15 protein-coding genes are annotated in these 19,421 nt (G+C 72.8%); 13 read left to right on the forward strand and 2 right to left on the reverse strand.

Going from position 1 to position 19,421, the window contains the following annotated elements; genetic code table 11:
• The first annotated feature begins 63 nt into the window (after positions 1 to 63).
• From ACZ5NJ_RS19410 to ACZ5NJ_RS19430, 5 genes are all read left to right on the forward strand, one after another.
• Complete coding sequence (locus ACZ5NJ_RS19410) at positions 64 to 1,413, forward strand: diaminobutyrate--2-oxoglutarate transaminase family protein (protein ID WP_468766254.1); 1,350 nt, start codon at positions 64 to 66, stop codon at positions 1,411 to 1,413.
• A gap of 529 nt (positions 1,414 to 1,942) precedes the next feature.
• Positions 1,943 to 3,841 carry an IucA/IucC family protein gene (locus ACZ5NJ_RS19415; RefSeq protein WP_468766375.1) on the forward strand — a complete coding sequence of 633 codons (1,899 nt, stop codon included), beginning with the start codon at positions 1,943 to 1,945 and terminating at the stop codon, positions 3,839 to 3,841.
• 30 nt (positions 3,842 to 3,871) lie between these two features.
• Positions 3,872 to 4,576 (forward strand): GNAT family N-acetyltransferase, encoded by a 705-nt coding sequence (locus ACZ5NJ_RS19420; RefSeq protein ID WP_468766255.1) that lies wholly within the window; start codon positions 3,872 to 3,874, stop codon positions 4,574 to 4,576.
• A 105-nt stretch (positions 4,577 to 4,681) separates the two neighbouring features.
• Positions 4,682 to 6,550 (forward strand): IucA/IucC family protein, encoded by a 1,869-nt coding sequence (locus tag ACZ5NJ_RS19425; protein WP_468766256.1) that lies wholly within the window; start codon positions 4,682 to 4,684, stop codon positions 6,548 to 6,550.
• 51 nt (positions 6,551 to 6,601) lie between these two features.
• Positions 6,602 to 8,572 (forward strand): ATP-dependent DNA helicase, encoded by a 1,971-nt coding sequence (locus ACZ5NJ_RS19430; protein WP_468766257.1) that lies wholly within the window; start codon positions 6,602 to 6,604, stop codon positions 8,570 to 8,572.
• A gap of 104 nt (positions 8,573 to 8,676) precedes the next feature.
• On the opposite strand, the gene lexA is transcribed toward ACZ5NJ_RS19430, so the two are convergent.
• Complete coding sequence (gene lexA, locus ACZ5NJ_RS19435; protein WP_365157738.1) at positions 8,677 to 9,471, reverse strand: transcriptional repressor LexA; 795 nt, start codon at positions 9,469 to 9,471, stop codon at positions 8,677 to 8,679.
• Positions 9,472 to 9,988: 517 nt separating this feature from the next.
• Between lexA and nrdR the strand changes: the two genes are divergently transcribed.
• From nrdR to ACZ5NJ_RS19475, 8 genes are all read left to right on the forward strand, one after another.
• Positions 9,989 to 10,504: a transcriptional regulator NrdR gene (gene nrdR / locus ACZ5NJ_RS19440; RefSeq protein WP_079431988.1), complete on the forward strand. Its 516-nt coding sequence runs from the start codon at positions 9,989 to 9,991 to the stop codon at positions 10,502 to 10,504.
• Between the two features lie 135 nt (positions 10,505 to 10,639).
• Positions 10,640 to 13,522 (forward strand): vitamin B12-dependent ribonucleotide reductase, encoded by a 2,883-nt coding sequence (locus ACZ5NJ_RS19445; RefSeq protein ID WP_468766258.1) that lies wholly within the window; start codon positions 10,640 to 10,642, stop codon positions 13,520 to 13,522.
• 176 nt (positions 13,523 to 13,698) lie between these two features.
• Positions 13,699 to 14,529 carry an arylamine N-acetyltransferase family protein gene (locus tag ACZ5NJ_RS19450; RefSeq protein WP_468766259.1) on the forward strand — a complete coding sequence of 277 codons (831 nt, stop codon included), beginning with the start codon at positions 13,699 to 13,701 and terminating at the stop codon, positions 14,527 to 14,529.
• 33 nt (positions 14,530 to 14,562) lie between these two features.
• A complete protein-coding gene (locus ACZ5NJ_RS19455; RefSeq protein ID WP_468766260.1) occupies positions 14,563 to 15,168 on the forward strand; it encodes a YdbC family protein in 606 nt (201 codons plus the stop codon).
• Between the two features lie 75 nt (positions 15,169 to 15,243).
• Positions 15,244 to 15,903: a histidine phosphatase family protein gene (locus tag ACZ5NJ_RS19460; protein WP_045947214.1), complete on the forward strand. Its 660-nt coding sequence runs from the start codon at positions 15,244 to 15,246 to the stop codon at positions 15,901 to 15,903.
• Between the two features lie 11 nt (positions 15,904 to 15,914).
• Positions 15,915 to 16,829 carry an ADP-ribosylglycohydrolase family protein gene (locus ACZ5NJ_RS19465; RefSeq protein WP_468766261.1) on the forward strand — a complete coding sequence of 305 codons (915 nt, stop codon included), beginning with the start codon at positions 15,915 to 15,917 and terminating at the stop codon, positions 16,827 to 16,829.
• Positions 16,830 to 17,164: 335 nt separating this feature from the next.
• On the forward strand, positions 17,165 to 17,875 hold the full coding sequence (locus ACZ5NJ_RS19470) for a ribonuclease HII (RefSeq protein ID WP_468766262.1): 711 nt from the start codon (positions 17,165 to 17,167) through the stop codon (positions 17,873 to 17,875).
• 59 nt (positions 17,876 to 17,934) lie between these two features.
• Positions 17,935 to 18,567, forward strand: a complete 633-nt coding sequence (locus ACZ5NJ_RS19475) for a hypothetical protein (protein ID WP_468766263.1) — start codon at positions 17,935 to 17,937, stop codon at positions 18,565 to 18,567.
• 158 nt (positions 18,568 to 18,725) lie between these two features.
• On the opposite strand, the gene ACZ5NJ_RS19480 is transcribed toward ACZ5NJ_RS19475, so the two are convergent.
• The gene (locus tag ACZ5NJ_RS19480) at positions 18,726 to 19,352 is read right to left on the reverse strand and encodes a hypothetical protein (protein WP_468766264.1); all 627 of its coding nucleotides are present in this window, start codon (positions 19,350 to 19,352) and stop codon (positions 18,726 to 18,728) included.
• Between the last annotated feature and the right edge of the window lie 69 nt (positions 19,353 to 19,421).

Raw genomic sequence — 19,421 nt, forward strand, 5'->3', positions numbered from 1 at the left:
GCAGCAGCGTGCGTGTGCGAGGCGCCATCCGGAAGAGGAATCCGTGCGGGAGGTCCGACAGTCGTGTCCCTGACCGAGCAGGCCGCAGCCGCGGCACACATCCCGCCCCAGGGCGGCCGGGGGCCGGCCGCGGCCGAAGGCATCCTGCGCAGGCAGGCCCTGAGGGAGTCCGCGGCCCGGACGTACGCGCGCTCCCTGCCGATCGTCCCGGTACGGGCGCGCGGACTGACCATCGAGGGCGCCGACGGGCGGCGCTACCTCGACTGCCTTTCCGGCGCCGGCACCCTCGCCCTCGGGCACAACCACCCCGTCGTGCTGGAGGCCATCCGCGCGGTCCTCGACTCGGGGGCTCCGCTCCACGTGCTCGACCTCGCCACGCCGGTGAAGGACGCCTTCACCACGGAGCTCTTCGCGAACCTGCCGGCCGGGCTGGCCGCCGACGCGCGCGTCCAGTTCTGCGGGCCGGCCGGAACGGACGCCGTCGAGGCCGCGCTGAAGCTGGTCCGGCTCGCCACCGGCCGCTCGGGCCTCCTGGCCTTCGCCGGGGCCTACCACGGCATGACGGCCGGAGCCCTGTCCGCCTCGGGGGGCGCCACCGACGTCCGGGTGACCCGGCTGCCCTATCCGCAGGACCACCGCTGCCCGTTCGGGGTCGGCGGCCCGGAGGGGGCGCGGCTGTCGGCGGCGTGGACCGAGAGCCTGCTCGACGACCCCAAGGGCGGGGTGCCGTCCCCCGCGGGCATGCTCGTGGAACCCGTCCAGGGCGAGGGCGGGGTCCACCCGGCTCCGGACGACTGGCTGCGCCGGATGCGGGAGATCACCGAGGCCCGGGGCATCCCGCTGATCGCGGACGAGGTCCAGACCGGGGTGGGCCGCACCGGGGCCTTCTGGGGCGTCGACCACGCCGGGGTGGTCCCGGACGTGATGGTCCTGTCGAAGGCGATCGGCGGCAGCCTGCCGCTGGCCGTGATCGTCTACCGCTCGGAGCTGGACGTCTGGGAGCCCGGCGCCCATGCCGGAACGTTCCGGGGCAACCAGCTGGCGATGGCCGCCGGCACCGCCACCCTCGCCTACGTCCGCCGCAACGGCCTCGCCGAGCGCGCGGCGGAGCTGGGCGGGCGGATGCTGGCGGCGCTACGCGGGCTGGCGGACGACCAGCCCTGCGTGGGGGACGTACGGGGCCGGGGCCTGATGCTCGGAGTCGAGATCGTCGACCCCGACACGGGAGCCGCGGCCCCCGTCCTCGCCGCCGCCATCCGCCAGGCCTGCCTGGACCGCGGCCTGATCGTCGAACTCGGCGGCCGCCACGGCGCCGTGGTCCGCCTGCTGCCCCCGCTCACCCTGACCGACGAGCAGGCCACAGCCGTCCTGGACCGACTCGCCGACGCCGTCGCGGCCGCCGCCGCCCACTGACCAAGGACCGCCGATGCCCCATCCCGAACACCCCGCCCCCGAGGCCGCGCCCCACCCCACACCCCCGCAGGCGGCCCCCCCGGCGGACGGCACCGCCCCACCCCCACCGGATCGGCCCACCCCGTCCGGGACCTCCGCCCCGGCCCACGCCCGATCCGGCCCCGCACCCACGACCCCGACCCAGCCGGACCGACCGCCGCAGGCCGGCCCCGCCATCGCGGTCCCGGCGGATCAGGCCGTACCAGCCGGGCCCTCCGCCCCGGCACGCGCCTGGTCCGGCCCCGCGGCTACGGCCCCGGCCCAGGCGGACCGGCCGACGGAGGCCGGTCCCGCGGCTCCCGGTCATGCCGGGCCGTCCACCCCCGGGCGGCCGGTGGACCGCCTCGCGGAAGTCGGGCCCGTCTCCCCGGCCAGGGGTTCGGAGGGGCCGCGTGGCGTCGGGGCAGGGGAGAGCACCGGGGTTCCGCACACGGACCAGGGGGCCGGGCCCGTGCTGCCCTGGGGCGAGGCGGGGGCCGGTCAGCCGGTCGTGACTCCGCAGGCGGGCCCGGAGCGTGCGGCCGTGACGTCCGGGGTCGCCGGGCCGCCCCCGGACGGGGCCGGATCGGGCCACGGCATGACCGTTCCCCGGCAGATGGCCGGCACCCCGCGGCCCCGGGCGGGCGGGGCCGGTCCCCTCGGCCCCGAGCCGGCGGTGCTGCCCGATCTGCTGGACCACCCCGACCCGGCCACCGCCGCCGAAGCCGCCACCGTGGAGAACCTGCTCCGCTGCTGGGTCCGCGAGAACGGCATCGGCCGCCCCGACGGGCCCTCCGGAACCCTGCTCCGCATCCCCCTCCCCGCATCCGCCGCCGCGCTTCTCGTCCCCGTCCGGCACTGGTCCGAGGCCGGCTGGCACCGCTTCTCACCGGCCCGCCTCGAAGGCGCCCCCGCCGACGCCCCCGCAGTGGACGCCGTCACCCTGGCCGCCCTGATCGCCCGCGAGGGCAACGGCCGTGGCGCCGACCTCGTCGGCCGGGTCGCCGACTCGGTACGCCGCACCGCCGAGTTCATCGCCGACCGGCGCCACCGCCCCACCGCCCCCGCCCCCATCGCCGGGGACCTCTTCCTCACCGCCGAACAGTCACTCCTCCTCGGCCACCCCCTCCAGCCGGACCCCAAGAGCCGCGAAGGACTCTCCGAGACCGAAGCACACCGCTACTCACCCGAACTCCACGGCTCCTTCCCCCTCCACTGGATCGCGGTCGCGCCGACCGCCGTCGCCACCGACTCCGCCTGGACGGAACGCGGCCGCCCCGTGACCGCCGCCCAGCTCCTCACCCGGCTCGCCCCCGGGCTCCCGCTGCCCGCCGGCACCACCCCCCTTCCCCTGCACCCCTGGCAGGCCCGCGACCTCCTCCAGCGGCCCGCCGTCGCCGCCCTCCGCGACGCGGGACTCCTGACCGACCTGGGCCCGTACGGAGCCCCCTGGTACCCCACCTCCTCCATCCGCACCGTCCACCGCCCCGGCGCACCCGCGATGCTCAAGCTCTCCCTCGGCCTGCGCATCACCAACTCCCGCCGCGAGAACCTCCGCAAGGAACTCCACCGCGGCGTCGAGGTCCACCGGCTGCTCCGCACCGGCCTCGCCGAGCAATGGCAGACCGCCCACCCCGGGTTCGACATCGTCCGCGACCCCGCCTGGGTCGCCGTCGACTCCCCGGACGGCACCCCCGTCCCGGGCCTCGACGCCCTGCTGCGCCACAACCCCTTCCGCTCCGACGACGACGCCGTCTGCGTCGCCGCACTCACCAGCCCCCGCCCGTGGCCCGGCCGGACCACGATGCGCTCCCGGCTCGCCGACACCGTCTCCCGGCTCGCCGCCACCACCGGCCGCCCCACCTCCGCCGTCGCCACCGAGTGGTTCCTGCGCTACCTCGACCAGGTCGTCCTGCCGGTGCTCGCCTTCGACGCGCTCGCCGGGATCGCCCTCGAAGCCCACCAGCAGAACACCCTGGTGCTCCTCGACCAGGCCGGCTGGCCCGTCGGCGGCCGCTTCCGCGACAACCAGGGCTACTACTTCCGCGCGTCCCGGCGCGCCGAACTGGAACACCGGCTCCCCGGCGTCGGCCGCGCCAGCGACACCTTCGTCCCCGACGCCGTCACCGACGAGCGCTTCGCCTACTACCTCGGCATCAACAACGTGCTCGGCCTCATCGGGGCCTTCGGCTCCCAGCGGCTCGCCGACGAGCGCGTACTCCTCGCCGCCTTCCGCCGTTTCCTCGGCAAGGCCGCGGGCCTCGGCCCGCTCCCCGCGCAGCTGCTGGACTCGCCCACCCTCCGCTGCAAGGCGAACCTGCTCACCCGCCTGGGCGGCCTCGACGAGCTCGTGGGCCCCGTCGAAACGCAGTCCGTCTACGTCACCATCGCCAACCCCCTCCACGACTGACGCGCTCCCACCGACACGGAGAAGAGCCCGATGCCCCCAGCCGAGACGACCACCAGCACCGCCACCGGTCCCGCCCACCGCGGTGCGATCCACCACGGGACCGACCCCCACGACACCGGAGAACACCGCTTCGCCGTCGGCCTGTTGCCCCTGCTCGCCGAGGCGGACCTCCTCGACTCACCCGCCGGCTGGGGCGACCTGCCCACACCGGCCGGAGCCTTCCGACTCGAACCGGTACGGCCGGGACGGGACCTCCCGCTCCTCACCCGCTGGATGAACGACCCGGATGTGGACGCCTACTGGGAGCTGGCCGGTGCCTCCGCCGTCACCGCCGCCCACCTGAGGGCCCAGCTCGACGGAGACGGCCGCAGCATCCCCTGCCTCGGCGTGCTCGACGGCATCCCGATGAGCTACTGGGAGATCTACCGGGCCGACCTCGACCCGGTCTCCCGCCACTACCCGGCGCGCCCCCACGACACGGGTATCCACCTGCTGATCGGAGACGGCACGAACCGCGGCCGGGGCCTGGGGACCACGCTGCTGCGCGCCGTCACCGAGCTCATCTTCGACAACCGGCCCCGCTGCACACGGGTCATCGCCGAACCGGACATCCGCAACACCCCCTCCGTATCAGCCTTCCTCACCGCCGGTTTCCGCTACGCCACGGAAATCGAACTCCCCGGGAAGCGTGCCGCTCTGATGATCCGGGAGCGGTCGCTGCGCAATCTCCTCTGATCGCCGCCGCCGACCGCCGATCCGTCCCCAGGCTGTCCCTCACGCCTCTCCCTTCGAAAACTCCCCGCCCCGGCGAGGAGTTCCCGATCCTCGACGAGGAGTCCCGTGCCGCATTTCCCCGCCACCCCCGACTCCGCAGAGCCCCCCGTCCCCCCGTCGCCCCAACACCCCTGCACACCCCCCGAGATCAACCAACCGACCTGGGACTTCGCGGCCCGCCGAATGCTCGCCAAGATGCTCTCCGAGTTCGCGTACGAGGAGATCGTCACCCCCGTCCCCGTCCCCGTCCCCGCGCCGACGGCCGCGGGCGACGCCTGGACCCTGACCCTCGACGACGGCAGCAGCCTCGGCTTCCGCGCCCGCCGCCGCGCCTACGGCAGCTGGCAGGTCGCCCCGGACACCATCACCCTCACCCCGCCGCCCCCCGAGACCGGGCCCCCGACCGCCTTCGGGGACCCGTTCGGCTTCCTCGTCCGCGCCCGCACCCTCCTCGGCCTCGACGGCCCCACCCTCGGCCACCTGGTCCGCGAGCTCAGCGCCACCCTCGCCGCCGACGCCCGCCTCGACCACCACGCCCTCACCGCCGACGTCCTCGCCGACCTGGACCACGCCGCCCTCGAAGGGCACCAGACGGGCCACCCCTGGCTCGTCCCCAACAAGGGCCGCCTCGGATGGTCCGCCGCGGACGCCGCCGCCTGGGCCCCCGAAGCCCGCACCCCCCAGCGCCTGCCCTGGCTCGCCGCGCACACCTCCCTCGCCGAGTACCGCGGCGGCGCCGGCCTGGAGGACCCCGCGCGCCTCTACACGGCCGAACTGGACCCCGTCACCCGGGCCGCCTTCGACCAGGCCCTCCGCGACCGGGGCCTGGACCCCCTCCGCTACCTCTACCTGCCGGTCCACCCCTGGCAGTGGGACGAGGTCGTCCTCCCCCTCTTCGCCCCCGCTCTCGCCTCCGGCGCCCTGGTCCCGCTCCCCGCCGACCCCGACGAACGGCTTCCGCAGCAGTCCGTCCGCACCTTCCTCAACCTCACCCGCCCCGACCGCCACAGCGTCAAACTCCCGCTGTCCGTCTTCAATACCATGGTCTGGCGGGGCCTGCCCGGCGATCTCACCCTGGCCGCCCCGGCCGTGACCGCCTGGATCCACTCCCTGCGCGACGCCGACCCCTTCCTCCGCGACGAATGCGGGGTCATCCTGCTCGGGGAGGTCGCCTCCGTCACCGTCCGCCACCCCGTCTACGACCGGCTCTCCGAGGTCCCCTACCAGTACAAGGAACTCCTCGGAGCCATCTGGCGCGAACCCCTGACCCGCCACCTCGCCCCCGGCGAGCGCGCCCGCACCCTGGCCTCCCTCCTCCACACCGACCCGCGCGGCCGTGCCTTCACCGCCGAGCTCGTCGCCCGCTCCGGCCTGTCGCCCACCGCCTGGCTCCAGCGGCTCTTCGCCGCCCTGCTGCCCCCGCTGCTCCACTTCCTCTACCGCTACGGCACCGTGTTCTCCCCCCACGGGGAGAACGCCGTCGTGATCTTCGACGAGCAGGACGTGCCCGTCCGTCTCGCGATCAAGGACTTCGTGGACGACGTCAACATCAGCCGGACCCCGCTGCCCGAGCAGCGGTCCCTGCCCGACGAGGTACGGGCGGTCCTGCTCGCCGAGCCGCCCGCCTTCCTCACCCAGTTCATCCACTCCGGCCTGTTCATCGGTGTCTTCCGCTACCTCGCCCCCCTCTGCGAGGACCGCCTCGGCGTCCCCGAGGACGACTTCTGGTCCCTCGTACGGGCGGAGATCCTGCGCCACCAGGCGCGCTTCCCCGACCTGAAGGACCGCTTCGAGCTCTTCGACCTGCTCACGGAGCGGATCGACCGGATCTGCCTCAACCGCAACCGGCTCCACGAGGACGGCTACCGCGACCGCCCGGACCGCCCCCACGCCGTCATCCACGGCACCGTGCCCAACCCCCTGCACCGTCCGTGAGGCCGGATCGGTACGCCACTGTCGGCGGCGCCCCGTAGGGTTGGTCCTGCTATGACGAAGCCCTCCCTCCCCGACCTGCTGCACGCCGCCGTCACCGCCGTCGGCGGCTCGGAGCGCCCCGGCCAGGTGGCCATGGCCGAAGCCGTCGCCGAAGCGATCGACGACAACTCCCATCGGCTGATCCAGGCCGGCACCGGCACCGGCAAGTCCCTCGGCTACCTGGTGCCGGCCCTCGCGCACGGCGAGCGCGTCGTCGTGGCCACGGCGACCCTGGCGCTCCAGCGCCAGCTCGTCGAGCGCGACCTGCCGCGCACGGTCGAGGCGCTGCACCCGCAGCTGCGCCGGCGGCCGCAGTTCGCCATGCTCAAGGGCCGGTCGAACTACCTGTGCCTGCACCGGTTGCACGAGGGGGCCCCGCAGGACGAGGAGGAGGGCCTCTTCGACCAGTTCGAGGCGGCCGCGCCCACCAGCAAGCTCGGCAAGGACCTGCTGCGCCTGCGGGACTGGGCGGACGAGACCGAGACCGGGGACCGCGACGACCTGACCCCCGGCGTCTCCGACAAGGCCTGGGGCCAGGTCTCGGTCTCCTCCCGCGAATGCCTGGGCGCCACGAAGTGTGCCTACGGCGCCGAGTGCTTCGCGGAGGCGGCCCGTGAGCGGGCCAAGCTCGCGGACGTGGTCGTCACCAACCACGCGCTGCTCGCGATCGACGCCATCGAGGGCGCCCCCGTCCTGCCGCAGCACGAGGTGCTGATCGTGGACGAGGCCCACGAGCTGGTGTCGCGCGTCACCGGCGTCGCCACCGGCGAGCTCACACCGGGCCAGGTCAACCGGGCCGTGAAGCGTGCCGCCAAGCTGGTCGACGAGAAGACCGCCGACTCCCTGCAGACGGCCTCGGAGACCTTCGAGCGGGTGATGGAGCTGGCGCTTCCCGGCCGCCTGGAGCAGATCCCCGAGGACCTCGGCTACGCGCTTGCCGCCCTGCGCGACTCCGCGCGCAACGTGATCTCCGCGATCGGCGCCACCCGCGACAAGTCCGTGCACGACGAGGACGCCGTCCGCAAGCAGGCCCTGGCCGCGGTGGAGAACGTCCACACCGTGGCCGAGCGGATCATGCTCGGCTCCGAGTACGACGTCGTCTGGTACGAGCGCCACGACCGCTTCGGCGCCACCCTCCGGGTCGCGCCGCTGTCGGTGTCGGGGCTGCTGCGCGAGAAGCTGTTCGAGGACCGCTCGGTGGTCCTCACCTCCGCCACCCTCAAGCTCGGCGGGGACTTCAACGGGGTCGCGGCCTCGCTCGGCCTCTCTCCGGAGGGGGTCGAGGGGGACGGCGTACCGGTCTGGAGCGGTCTGGACGTCGGCTCCCCGTTCGACTACCCCAAGCAGGGCATCCTCTACGTCGCCAAGCACCTGGCCACCCCCGGCCGGGAGGGCACCCGCGGCGACATGATGGACGAGCTGGCGGAGCTCATCGAGGCGGCGGGCGGCCGCACCCTCGGCCTTTTTTCCTCGATGCGCGGCGCCAAGGCGGCCGCGGAGGAACTGCGGGGTCGGATCGACAACCCGATCCTGCTCCAGGGCGAGGAGACGCTGGGCGAGCTGATCAAGTCCTTCGCCGCCGATCCGCGCACCTGTCTGTTCGGGACGCTCTCCCTCTGGCAGGGCGTGGACGTGCCCGGCCCCAGCTGCCAGCTGGTGATCATGGACCGGATCCCGTTCCCGCGGCCCGACGACCCGCTGATGAGCGCGCGCCAGAAGTCCGTCGAGGAGAACGGCGGCAACGGCTTCATGGCGGTCGCCGCCACCCATGCCGCCCTGCTGATGGCCCAGGGCGCCGGCCGGCTCGTACGGGCCTCCGGGGACCGGGGCGTCGTCGCGGTCCTCGACCCCCGTCTGGCGACGGCCCGGTACGGGAGCTTCCTGCGGGCCTCGCTGCCGGACTTCTGGTACACCACGGACCGCAACCAGGTCCGCCGCTCGCTGGCCGCGATCGACGCGAGCGCGCAGGCCGACGGCAAGTAGGGCCGCGCCCGCGCCTCCCGCCCGGGGGGCCCGCATCGCGCGCGCGCATACAACAGCTCCGGGACCGGCGCAGAGGGTCCCGGAGCTGGCTGGGGGGCGAGGGGTCAGACGCGGCGCAGTACCGCGACCACCTTGCCGAGGATGGTCGCCTCGTCGCCGGGGATCGGCTGGTAGGCGGCGTTGTGCGGGAGCAGCCAGACATGGCCGTCCTCCCGCTTGAACCGCTTGACCGTGGCCTCGCCGTCGAGCATCGCGGCGACGATGTCGCCGTTCTCCGCGACCGGCTGACGGCGGACGGTCACCCAGTCGCCGTCGCAGATGGCGGCCTCGATCATCGAGTCGCCGACGACCTTGAGAACGAAGAGTTCGCCGTCGCCGACGAGCTGGCGGGGGAGGGGGAACACGTCCTCGACCGACTCCTCGGCGAGGATCGGGCCGCCGGCCGCGATCCGGCCGACCAGGGGAACGTAGGAGGCGGCGGGCTTGCCGGTGGTGTCCGTGGGCTGCGAGCTGGGCTGGTCCGAGCCGCGGACCTCGTAGGCGCGGGGGCGGTGCGGGTCGCGGCGCAGGAAGCCCTTGCGCTCCAGGGCCATCAGCTGGTGCGCGACGGAGGACGTGCTGGAGAGGCCGACGGCCTGGCCGATCTCACGCATCGACGGCGGGTAGCCGCGGCGCTGCACGGAGTCCCGGATGACCTCGATGACCCTTCGCTGCCGGTCCGTGAGCCCGGAGCTGTCGGCGCGGATGCCTGGAGGTCGCCCTGGCAGCGAGCGTGCGGGGCGTACGGCGGCCTCCGCCTCCGGGTTCTGGCTTGCGTCACTCATGGCATGTACCGGCTCAAGTCGGCTCTGGGAGCGGTTCTGGGCAGTGATGGTGGCACTGTCTGCGGTGGTGGTCACGTCGGCCCCTCTCGAAATGTTCTCCCTAGCTGGACAACGGTAGTTGCTTTCGAAAGGTTGCGCCAAACACACGTTCGAGTGAAAAATCGGGGATCGCCCACCTGGGTTAGAGCGGTGGGTGTATGGCCTGCCGGTGCGGATGGCCGGCCGGAACGGCGATCCCGGGGCGTGTGACGGACCCGTCGTCCGAACGCGGATTCGGAACCGCGTCCGCTGCTTACGGTACCCTTCCCGGTTGGATCGCCACCCCCCGGGTCCGTGCCCAGTGTGGCACCGAAACCCGTGAAATCCGGCCATCGAGCCCCGCGACACGCGTAGGGACGCAAATCCTCCCCAACGCAAGATCTAGTGGTTGGATGAGCGTCGCAACCCACAAGTTGTGGTCCACGGTCTGCTCGAACCTCGGGGATCGCATATGCTTGTGGCTGCTTCACGAGCCCCCGGCAGAGACTCGCTCTCTGTCTCCGAGGGGCTCCGTGGGGTGATTCAGTCGTGCCAAGAGGAGGGTGAGGGAACCATGCACTGCCCCTTCTGCAGGCACCCCGACAGCCGCGTCGTCGACAGCCGCACCACCGACGACGGAACGTCGATCCGCCGACGCCGCCAGTGCCCCGACTGCTCCCGTCGCTTCACGACGGTGGAGACGGCCTCGCTGATGGTGATCAAGCGAAGCGGGGTCACCGAACCCTTCAGCCGCACCAAGGTCATCTCTGGCGTCCGCAAGGCGTGCCAGGGGCGGCCGGTCACCGAGGACGCCCTCGCCAAGCTCGGCCAGCGGGTCGAAGAGGCGGTGCGCGCCACCGGGAGCGCCGAGCTGACCACCCACGACGTGGGGCTGGCCATACTCGGCCCGTTGCAGGAGCTCGACCTGGTCGCGTACCTGCGGTTCGCGTCCGTGTACAAAGCTTTCGACACCCTTGAAGACTTCGAGACCGCCATCGCGGAACTTCGCGAGCCGCGGCCTCATCCCCATGAGTGCGAGCCCGGAGGGACCCCCCCGGTCGTCCCCGTGCCCGCCTCCGCCGCCGACTGACCGGGCGGGGCCGCAGCGCAGTGCGGCCCGGTTCGGCCGGCAGGGCGAGATTCGTAGATACAGGACACAGCATTGTGCCGCGGAATATCGCTGGCACTTTAGGGCGTTTTTGCCCGCATATGGGAGGCAGGCGGCATGACAGAGACGGCGAGCAGCTCGGCACGTGGTTCCCGCACCAAGGGGACCAAGGCCGCCAAGGGCGGCCTGCGGATCGAGCGCATCCACACCACCCCCGGCATGCACCCGTACGACGAGGTGAACTGGGAGCTCCGTGACGTCGTCATGACGAACTGGCGCGACGGCTCGGTCAACTTCGAGCAGCGCGGCGTCGAGTTCCCCGACTTCTGGTCGGTGAACGCGGTCAACATCGTCACCAGCAAGTACTTCCGCGGCGCCGTCGGCACGCCGCAGCGCGAGACCGGCCTCAAGCAGCTCATCGACCGCATCGTGAAGACGTACACGAAGGCCGGCGAGGACTACGACTACTTCGCGTCCCCCGCCGACGCGGAGATCTTCGAGCACGAGCTGACCTACGCCCTCCTGCACCAGATCTTCAGCTTCAACTCCCCGGTGTGGTTCAACGTCGGCACGCCCCAGCCGCAGCAGGTCTCGGCCTGCTTCATCCTGTCCGTCGACGACTCCATGGAGTCGATCCTCGACTGGTACAAGGAAGAGGGCATGATCTTCAAGGGCGGCTCCGGCGCCGGCCTGAACCTCTCCCGCATCCGCTCCTCCAAGGAGCTCCTCTCCTCCGGCGGCAACGCCTCCGGCCCCGTCTCCTTCATGCGCGGCGCCGACGCGTCCGCCGGAACGATCAAGTCGGGCGGCGCCACCCGCCGCGCGGCCAAGATGGTCGTCCTGGACGTGGACCACCCGGACGTCGAGGACTTCATCGCCACCAAGGTGAAGGAGGAGGAGAAGATCCGCGCCCTGCGTGACGCGGGCTTCGACATGGACCTGGGCGGCGACGACATCACGTCCGTCCAGTACCAGAACGCCAACAACTCCGTCCGCGTGAACGACGAGTTCATGACGGCCGTCGAGAACGGCACCGAGTTCGGCCTGCGCGCCCGCATGACCGGCGAGGTCATCGAGAAGGTCGACGCCAAGGCCCTCTTCCGCAAGCTCGCCGAGGCCGCGTGGGCCTGCGCCGACCCGGGCATCCAGTACGACGGTGTGATCAACAACTGGCACACCTGCCCCGAGTCCGGCCGCATCACCGCGTCCAACCCCTGCAGCGAGTACATGCACCTGGACAACACGTCCTGCAACCTCGCCTCGCTGAACCTGATGAAGTTCCTCAACGACGACGCCAAGGGCAACCAGTCCTTCGACGCCGAGCGCTTCGCCAAGGTCGTCGAGCTCGTCATCACCGCGATGGACATCTCCATCTGCTTCGCCGACTTCCCGACGCAGAAGATCGGCGAGAACACCCGCGCCTTCCGTCAGCTGGGCATCGGCTACGCCAACCTCGGCGCCCTGCTGATGGCCACCGGCCACGCGTACGACTCGGACGGCGGCCGTACCCTCGCCGCCTCGATCACCTCCCTGATGACCGGCACCGCGTACAAGCGCTCCGCCGAGCTGGCCGCCATCGTCGGCCCGTACGACGGCTACGCCCGCAACGCCGACTCGCACAAGCGCGTCATGAAGCAGCACGCCGACGCCAACGCCGTCGCGCCGCGCACCGACGACCTGGACAACGCGATCTGGGCCGCGGCCACCGAGGCCTGGCAGGACGTCCTGCGCCTCGGCGAGAAGAACGGCTTCCGCAACGCCCAGGCCTCCGTCCTCGCGCCGACCGGCACCATCGGTCTCGCGATGTCCTGCGACACCACCGGTGTCGAGCCGGACCTGGCCCTGGTCAAGTTCAAGAAGCTCGTCGGCGGCGGCTCGATGCAGATCGTCAACGGCACCGTCCCGCAGGCCCTGCGCCGCCTGGGTTACCAGGAGGAGCAGATCGAGGCGATCGTCACGCACATCGCCGAGCACGGCAACGTGGTCGACGCCCCCGGCCTGAAGACCGAGCACTACGAGGTCTTCGACTGCGCCATGGGCGAGCGCTCCATCTCCCCGATGGGCCACGTCCGCATGATGGCCGCGATCCAGCCCTGGATCTCCGGCGCGATCTCCAAGACGGTCAACATGCCGGAGACGGCGACCGTCGAGGAGATCGAGGAGATCTACTTCGAGGCGTGGAAGCTGGGCGTCAAGGCGCTCGCGATCTACCGCGACAACTGCAAGGTCGGCCAGCCCCTCTCCGCCAAGAAGAAGGAAGAGGAGAAGGCCGAGGTCACCGAGAAGGCCGAGGAGACCATCCGCACCGCGGTCGAGAAGGTCATCGAGTACCGCCCGGTCCGCAAGCGCCTGCCCAAGGGCCGCCCGGGGATCACCACCTCCTTCACGGTCGGTGGCGCCGAGGGTTACATGACGGCCAACTCCTACCCGGACGACGGCCTGGGCGAGGTCTTCCTGAAGATGTCCAAGCAGGGTTCGACCCTCGCGGGCATGATGGACGCCTTCTCGATCGCCGTCTCGGTCGGTCTTCAGTACGGCGTCCCGCTGGAGACGTACGTCGCGAAGTTCACCAACATGCGCTTCGAGCCGGCCGGCATGACGGACGACCCGGACGTGCGGATGGCGCAGTCGATCGTCGACTACATCTTCCGCCGCGTGGCGCTGGACTTCCTGCCCTTCGAGACCCGCTCGGCCCTCGGCATCCACTCCGCCGAGGAGCGTCAGCGCCACCTGGACACCGGCTCCTACGAGCCGCTCGACGACGAGGAGCTCGACACCGAGTCCCTCGCCCAGTCGGCGCCGGTCGCCCCCGTGGCCAAGCCGGTGGCGGTCGTCCAGGTCCCGGCCCCGAAGACGGCGCACAGCAACGCCGAGCTGGTCGAGATGCAGATGGGCGTCTCCGCCGACGCCCCGCTGTGCTTCTCCTGCGGTACGAAGATGCAGCGCGCCGGCTCCTGCTACATCTGCGAGGGCTGCGGCTCCACCAGCGGCTGCAGCTGACGGCTGACCACTAGCGCCCCGTGAAGAGGGCGCCGGCCTCCGGGTCGGCGCCCTCTTCGGCGTTCCCGGCGCGACGGGCGCATACGGCTGGCGCGGCGGGCCGGACGCGGTGATCATGGGGCGGGGCCCGCGGGCGTCGGGGGCCCGGGACGTCACGGCGGGGGAGCGGGATGGGCATGTGGAACGCTGACGAGCTGGACCTGGACGCGTACCTGGCCCGGATCGGACTCGGGCGCGAGGCCCGGGAACTCAGGCCGGACCTGCGGACGTTGTACGAGGTGCAGCGCGCCCACACCGCCGCCATCCCCTTCGAGACCCTGGACGTCCTGCTCGGCCGCCCCGTCGGGCTGGAGATCAAGGCCCTGGAGGACAAGCTCGTGCACGGCCGCCGCGGCGGCTACTGCTACGAGCAGAACTCGCTGCTGGCCGCCGCCCTGGAGCGGATCGGCTTCGAGGTCACCGGGCGCGGCGCCCGCAACCGCACCCGCGCGGACGCCGTGACGCCGGTGACGCACGCGGTCCTCGTGGTCACCGTCGACGGCGAGCCGTGGCTCTGTGACGCCGGCTTCGGCTACCAGGGGCCGCGCGAACCCGTTCCGCTCGCACGGCCCGGGGCCGAGGTGCGCCAGGGGCCGTGGACGTTCGCCGTCCACGAGGAGGAGCACGGGGTCCTCGTCCTGCGCATCCTCCGCGGCGATGCGTGGCGGGACCTGTACTCCTTCTCCCCGCAGCACTACCTGCCCGTCGACTACGTCGTCCTGAACCACTACAGCTCCAGCCACCCCCGGTCCTCCTTCATCGGGAAGACCATCGTGCAGCTCCCGGGCGACGCCGTCCGCGCGACCCTCGTGGACCGTGAGCTGATGCGTCTGTACCCCGACGGGACGACCGAGCGGGAGCCCGTCGCCCCCGACGGGCTGGTCGCCCTGCTCGACCGGGAGTTCGGCCTTCGCCTGCCCGAGCGGGATGCAGCCGAACTGGTACGGATCCACCGCCGCGAGTACTGACCGGGGCCGGGTCCGGGCCCGTACGATGGCGCGGTGCTGGTCAAGTGGATTCGCTGCACGGTGACGGACCGACGCGGGTTCGAGCGCGGGCAGCGCAAGTGGGCGGGGCTGCCCGGCGAACCCGGCTTCCGGGGGCAGGGCGGCGGCTGGAGCAGAGGCCGGCAGGGGGTCGCGCACGTCTTCGCGTTCTGGGAGAGCCGCGCCTTCTACGACTCCTTCATGGCCCGCTCGCACGACAGACTGGCGGCCGCGCAGACCGGTACCTACACCGACGCACGGGTCACGCTCTTCGAGTACCGCTTCGACGTGAAGACCGGCTTCGAGCCGCGCTTCAGCGACGCCGACGTGGTCCGGGTCGCGCACACCCGCGTCCGGGAGGGCCGCGTGGAGCACTTCGCGCTGATGCAGGAGAAGGTCTGGAACCCCGCCATGGCCGGATCGCCCGGGATGATCCGCGGGCTCTTCGGTGAGGCGCCGGGACGGGAGTTCCTGGTGCTGTCCATGTGGCGCGCCGCCGCCGAACACGGCAAGTACCGGCAGGAGCGCGTGGAGCGTCTCTCGCTGCGCGCCCAGACCGAGGCCGACGTCGAGGCGCTCACGGGGGACGTCGTGGACCTCGAACCCAGCTGGACGGTATGACCGTATGACGAACCGCTGCCCGTGACCGGCGTGCCCGGGGCGTACGCGCCCCGGGGGCCGCATAGGGTCGGGGACATGGTTCGACCACGGCGCATCGTCCTCGTCCGGCACGGGGAATCGGAGGGAAACATCGATGACACGGTGTACGAGCGCGAGCCCGACCACGCCCTGCGCCTGACCCGTGCCGGCCGCGAGCAGGCCGCCGAGGCCGGGGTCCGGCTGCGCGAGCTCTTCGGCGAGGAGCACATCAGCGCGTACGTCTCCCCGTACCGCCGGACCCTCCAGACCTTCCGCGAGCTGCGCCTGGACCCCGCACGGGTGCGGATGCGCGAGGAGCCCCGGCTGCGCGAGCAGGACTGGGGGAACTGGCAGGACCGCGACGACGTCAAGCTCCAGAAGGCCTACCGCGACGCCTACGGGCACTTCTTCTACCGCTTCGCCCAGGGCGAGTCGGGCGCCGACGTCTACGACCGGGTCGGCTCCTTCCTGGAGAGCCTCTACCGCAGCTTCGAAGCGCCGGACCACCCCGAGAACGTGCTGCTGGTGACGCACGGGCTGACGATGCGCCTGTTCTGCATGCGCTGGTTCCACTGGTCGGTGGCCGAGTTCGAGGCCCTGTCCAACCCGGGCAACGGCGAATTCCGGGTGCTGATGCTCGGTCCTGACGGCCGGTACCGGATGGACCGCCCGTTTGAGCGGTGGACCACACCCGAGCCTTATGACCTGGACGGCTAAAGTGGCGCGCGATGACCGCTGATTCCGCTTCCGAACGGCGCTACGCACGCGCCCTGTCCAGCCTCCGTGGGCTGGCCCTGGGGGACGCCCTGGGCTCCCAGTACTTCGTCCCCGTGAACTACCCGCTGCTCAAGCGGCGCGAGCTGCCGGCCGGCGGCGGGCCGTGGCAGTGGACCGACGACACCGAGATGGCCTGCTCGGTGGTGGCCGTGCTCGCCGCGCACGGGCGCATCGACCAGGACGCGCTGGCCGCCTCGTTCGCCGAGCACCACGACTTCGACCGGGGCTACGGTCCCGCCGTGAACCGGATGCTGCGCCTGGTCCGCGAGGGCGAGGACTGGCGCACCCTGGCCGCCGAGCTCTTCAACGGGCAGGGCTCCTGGGGCAACGGCGCGGCGATGCGGATCGCACCGCTGGGCGCCTGGTACGCCGAGGACCCCGAGCAGGCCACCCATCAGGCGGAGATCTCCGCCTACACCACCCACCAGCACCGCGAGGCGGTGTGCGGGGCGATGGCCGTCGCCGCCGCGGCCGCGCTGGCGGCGGCCCCCGCCGGCACGCCGACCGCCGAGGAACTGCTCGACGGGGTGATCGCCCTGGTGCCGCGCAGCGCCGTGGGCGCCGGGGTGCGCCGGGCGCGGGACATGCTGGACTACGGCGACGCCAACACCGTCGCGGCCGTCCTGGGCTGCGGCCGGCGCACGAGCGCCCACGACACGGTGCCCTTCGCCCTGTGGTCGGCGGCGCGGGCGCTGGACGACTTCGAGCGGGCCTTCTGGACCACCGCGCAGGTCGGCGGGGACGTGGACACCACCTGCGCGATCGTCGGCGGGATCCTGGGCGGCCGCGGGGACGCCGCGCTGCCGCAGGACTGGCTGGGCCGCACGGAGGCCCTCCCGGCCTGGCTGCCGGAGACGCCCGCCTAGCCCGGGAGCGCGGCAGGCAATGCCGTGCCGGCGCCGTGCGCGGCACTTCACGAATGCGACCGCGTGGGAGGCGACCCCTGCCGTGAGGTCGTACGGGAGGGGTCGCGCCGACCGGTGAGCCGGGCGTTCCGAATGTCGTTACCGACGGGAACCGCTGGTGCGGTATCGATCCGGACGCCACGAATCCGCTGATGGTCCGGATGACCCCCATCCTTCCGCCGCTCCCCGTCACGATGTGCGGTAGCGAAGGAGTGGGGCGGGGGGCGTCGGGTGCGCGCCGTTGCCGCGGGCCGGGGTGTGCAGGCGGCCCGGGGCGGCGTAACCTTGCTGGCGCCATGCCGTACGAAGCACCCACCCACACCGTCGAGCGCTCCCTCCGTGCAACCACCGGCGCCAAGGTCATCGCCGGGGTCGACGAGGTCGGACGAGGGGCCTGGGCCGGTCCCGTCACCGTCTGCGCGGCGGTCACCGGCCTGCGCCGGCCGCCCGAGGGGCTCACCGACTCCAAACTGCTCACGCCCAGGCGACGCGACGAACTCTTCGACGTCCTCCAGGGCTGGGTCACCGCCCACGCCCTGGGACACGCCTCCCCGGAGGAGATCGACGAGCTGGGGATGACGGCCGCGCTGCGGCTCGCGGCGGTGCGCGCGCTGGACGCCCTGCCGGTGCGCCCCGACGCGGTGATCCTCGACGGCAAGCACGACTACCTCGGCCGCCCCTGGCAGGTCCGCACGGTGATCAAGGGCGACCAGTCGTGCGTCGCCGTCGCCGCCGCCTCGGTGATCGCCAAGGTGCAGCGCGACCGGATGATGGCCGCCCTGGGCGAACCGGGCGACGGTACGGCGGACTTCGCCTTCGCCGCCAACGCCGGCTACCCCTCACCCGTGCACCGCGCGGCCCTGGAGGAGCGCGGGCCGACCGTGTACCACCGGCTCTCGTGGTCGTACCTCGACGGGCTGCCCCAGTGGCGGCACTTGAAGAAGGTGCGCCGCAGCGAGGAAGCCATGGAGCTGGAAAACGGAGGCCAACTCGGCTTCGATTTCTGATCGCACCCACGTGCCACCCACCGGTACGTTTCGTACCGGTGTTTGATAGACATCAACTCATGCCTCTCACCCCCGCCATCGAGGAGCCTCAGATTCACGAGAGTGCCCAGGGTCCCCGCGTCACGCCGGCCGCGAGCCGTACCGCGCAGACCCCCCGCCCCGTACCTGGTCCGCGTCCCGTCGCCGTGCCCCGGCCCGGACGCCCCGGTCCCGTCCCCCCCGCCCCGTCCGCACAGCGTGCGGCGCAGGCCGGCCCCGGACCCGTTCCCGCAGCCCCCGCCGCACCGTCCGTCTCGGCCGCGGTGCCGCAGGTCCAGCTGATCCCGGCCTCCGCCGAGGGCGCGCTGGACGCGGCCGAGGAGGCCGTGGACCTGCTGCTCGACACCGGGCGCGCGCCCGGCGACATCCTGGTGATCACCACCGGCGACCCGCACCCGTGGGCCGCGCACGAGCTGTCCTTCGGCGAGGCCTCCTACTGGGCCCAGCACGACGCCGGGGACGACGTCTTCTACGCGGACGCGGCGCAGGTGCAGCGCGCCGCCGGGCGTCCTGTCGTGGTCTTCGCGGCCAACGGCGGACCGGCCGGTACGACCGCGGAGGCACTGCCGGTCGCGCTCGCGCGGGCGGGTGCGCTGCTCGTCGTCTGCGGCGACGCGGAGCAGATCAACTCCGTGCTGGGCGCGGGCGTCTGACGCCCCGTGTCCCGCACGGGCGAGGGGCGGGGCGGGCCGGCCGCCGGCCCCGCTGAGGTCCGGGGCCCGAGCAGCCGTACCGCCCTTCCGGGGGAGTACGGCCGTGCGGGCCTGGGCCGCGTCCCGCGCAGCGGGCGCGACCGCGGGCCGGACGCCGTCTAGCGGGCGGCCGCCCGGCGCAGGGGCTCGAACGCGCCCCCGGCGGTGCTCAGGGGCAGCGTGGCCATCTCGGTCAGGGAGCCGAGGCGCTCCGGCCGGGAGTCCGAGCTCGGGTGCCGACCGCCCCGGCCCTCGCCGAGTACCTGCCAGCCCCCGCGGGTCAGCGTGATGTACGCCCCGCAGCGCAGCCCGTGCAGGGTGCAGGCGTCCCGCAGGCCCCACATCCAGGCACCGTCCTCCTCGGTCCACCGCTCGTCGCCGTCACGGCAGTACAGCAGCACCGCCGTGCGGACCGGGGTCCGCCGCCGCAGGTCGTGCGGGATGACCCGGCGCAGCCGGGACAGCAGGGCGTTGCGGTACTCCCAGCCGTCCGCCGAGACCGAGCGCTGCGTGAACGAGGCGCTGGCGACGAGGCGTTCCTCGGGACCGAGCACGGCTATGACGGCGGTCGACGGCTCCGGGCTGTGCCGGGAGTGCAGACCACTGACCACCTCACGCGGGTTGCGCAGCAGGGGGACCCCCGCGGCCGTCCATTCGGAGGGTTCGAGCAGTCGGCCGTGCCGACTGGCGCCACCGGTGGCCGTTGTCAGGGACGCGGTCGCGGGCGGGGCGAATCCGAAGGTCACGGTCCTCCCTTCGGGTACACGCCCGCGAGCGGGCACGGCTGAGGTGTGGGCGCGCCGCAGCGCGGCCCA

This window comes from Streptomyces sp. NPDC032091 (assembly GCF_055580265.1).

Coding starts and splice junctions, on each gene's coding strand:
- ACZ5NJ_RS19445 (WP_468766258.1), top strand. CDS start 10,640: ATGACAGAGACGGCGAGCAGCTCGGCACGTGGTTCCCGCACCAAGGGG.
- ACZ5NJ_RS19470 (WP_468766262.1), top strand. CDS start 17,165: ATGCCGTACGAAGCACCCACCCACACCGTCGAGCGCTCCCTCCGTGCA.
- ACZ5NJ_RS19450 (WP_468766259.1), top strand. CDS start 13,699: ATGTGGAACGCTGACGAGCTGGACCTGGACGCGTACCTGGCCCGGATC.
- ACZ5NJ_RS19460 (WP_045947214.1), top strand. CDS start 15,244: ATGGTTCGACCACGGCGCATCGTCCTCGTCCGGCACGGGGAATCGGAG.
- ACZ5NJ_RS19475 (WP_468766263.1), top strand. CDS start 17,935: ATGCCTCTCACCCCCGCCATCGAGGAGCCTCAGATTCACGAGAGTGCC.
- ACZ5NJ_RS19465 (WP_468766261.1), top strand. CDS start 15,915: ATGACCGCTGATTCCGCTTCCGAACGGCGCTACGCACGCGCCCTGTCC.
- ACZ5NJ_RS19430 (WP_468766257.1), top strand. CDS start 6,602: ATGACGAAGCCCTCCCTCCCCGACCTGCTGCACGCCGCCGTCACCGCC.
- nrdR (WP_079431988.1), top strand. CDS start 9,989: ATGCACTGCCCCTTCTGCAGGCACCCCGACAGCCGCGTCGTCGACAGC.
- ACZ5NJ_RS19420 (WP_468766255.1), top strand. CDS start 3,872: ATGCCCCCAGCCGAGACGACCACCAGCACCGCCACCGGTCCCGCCCAC.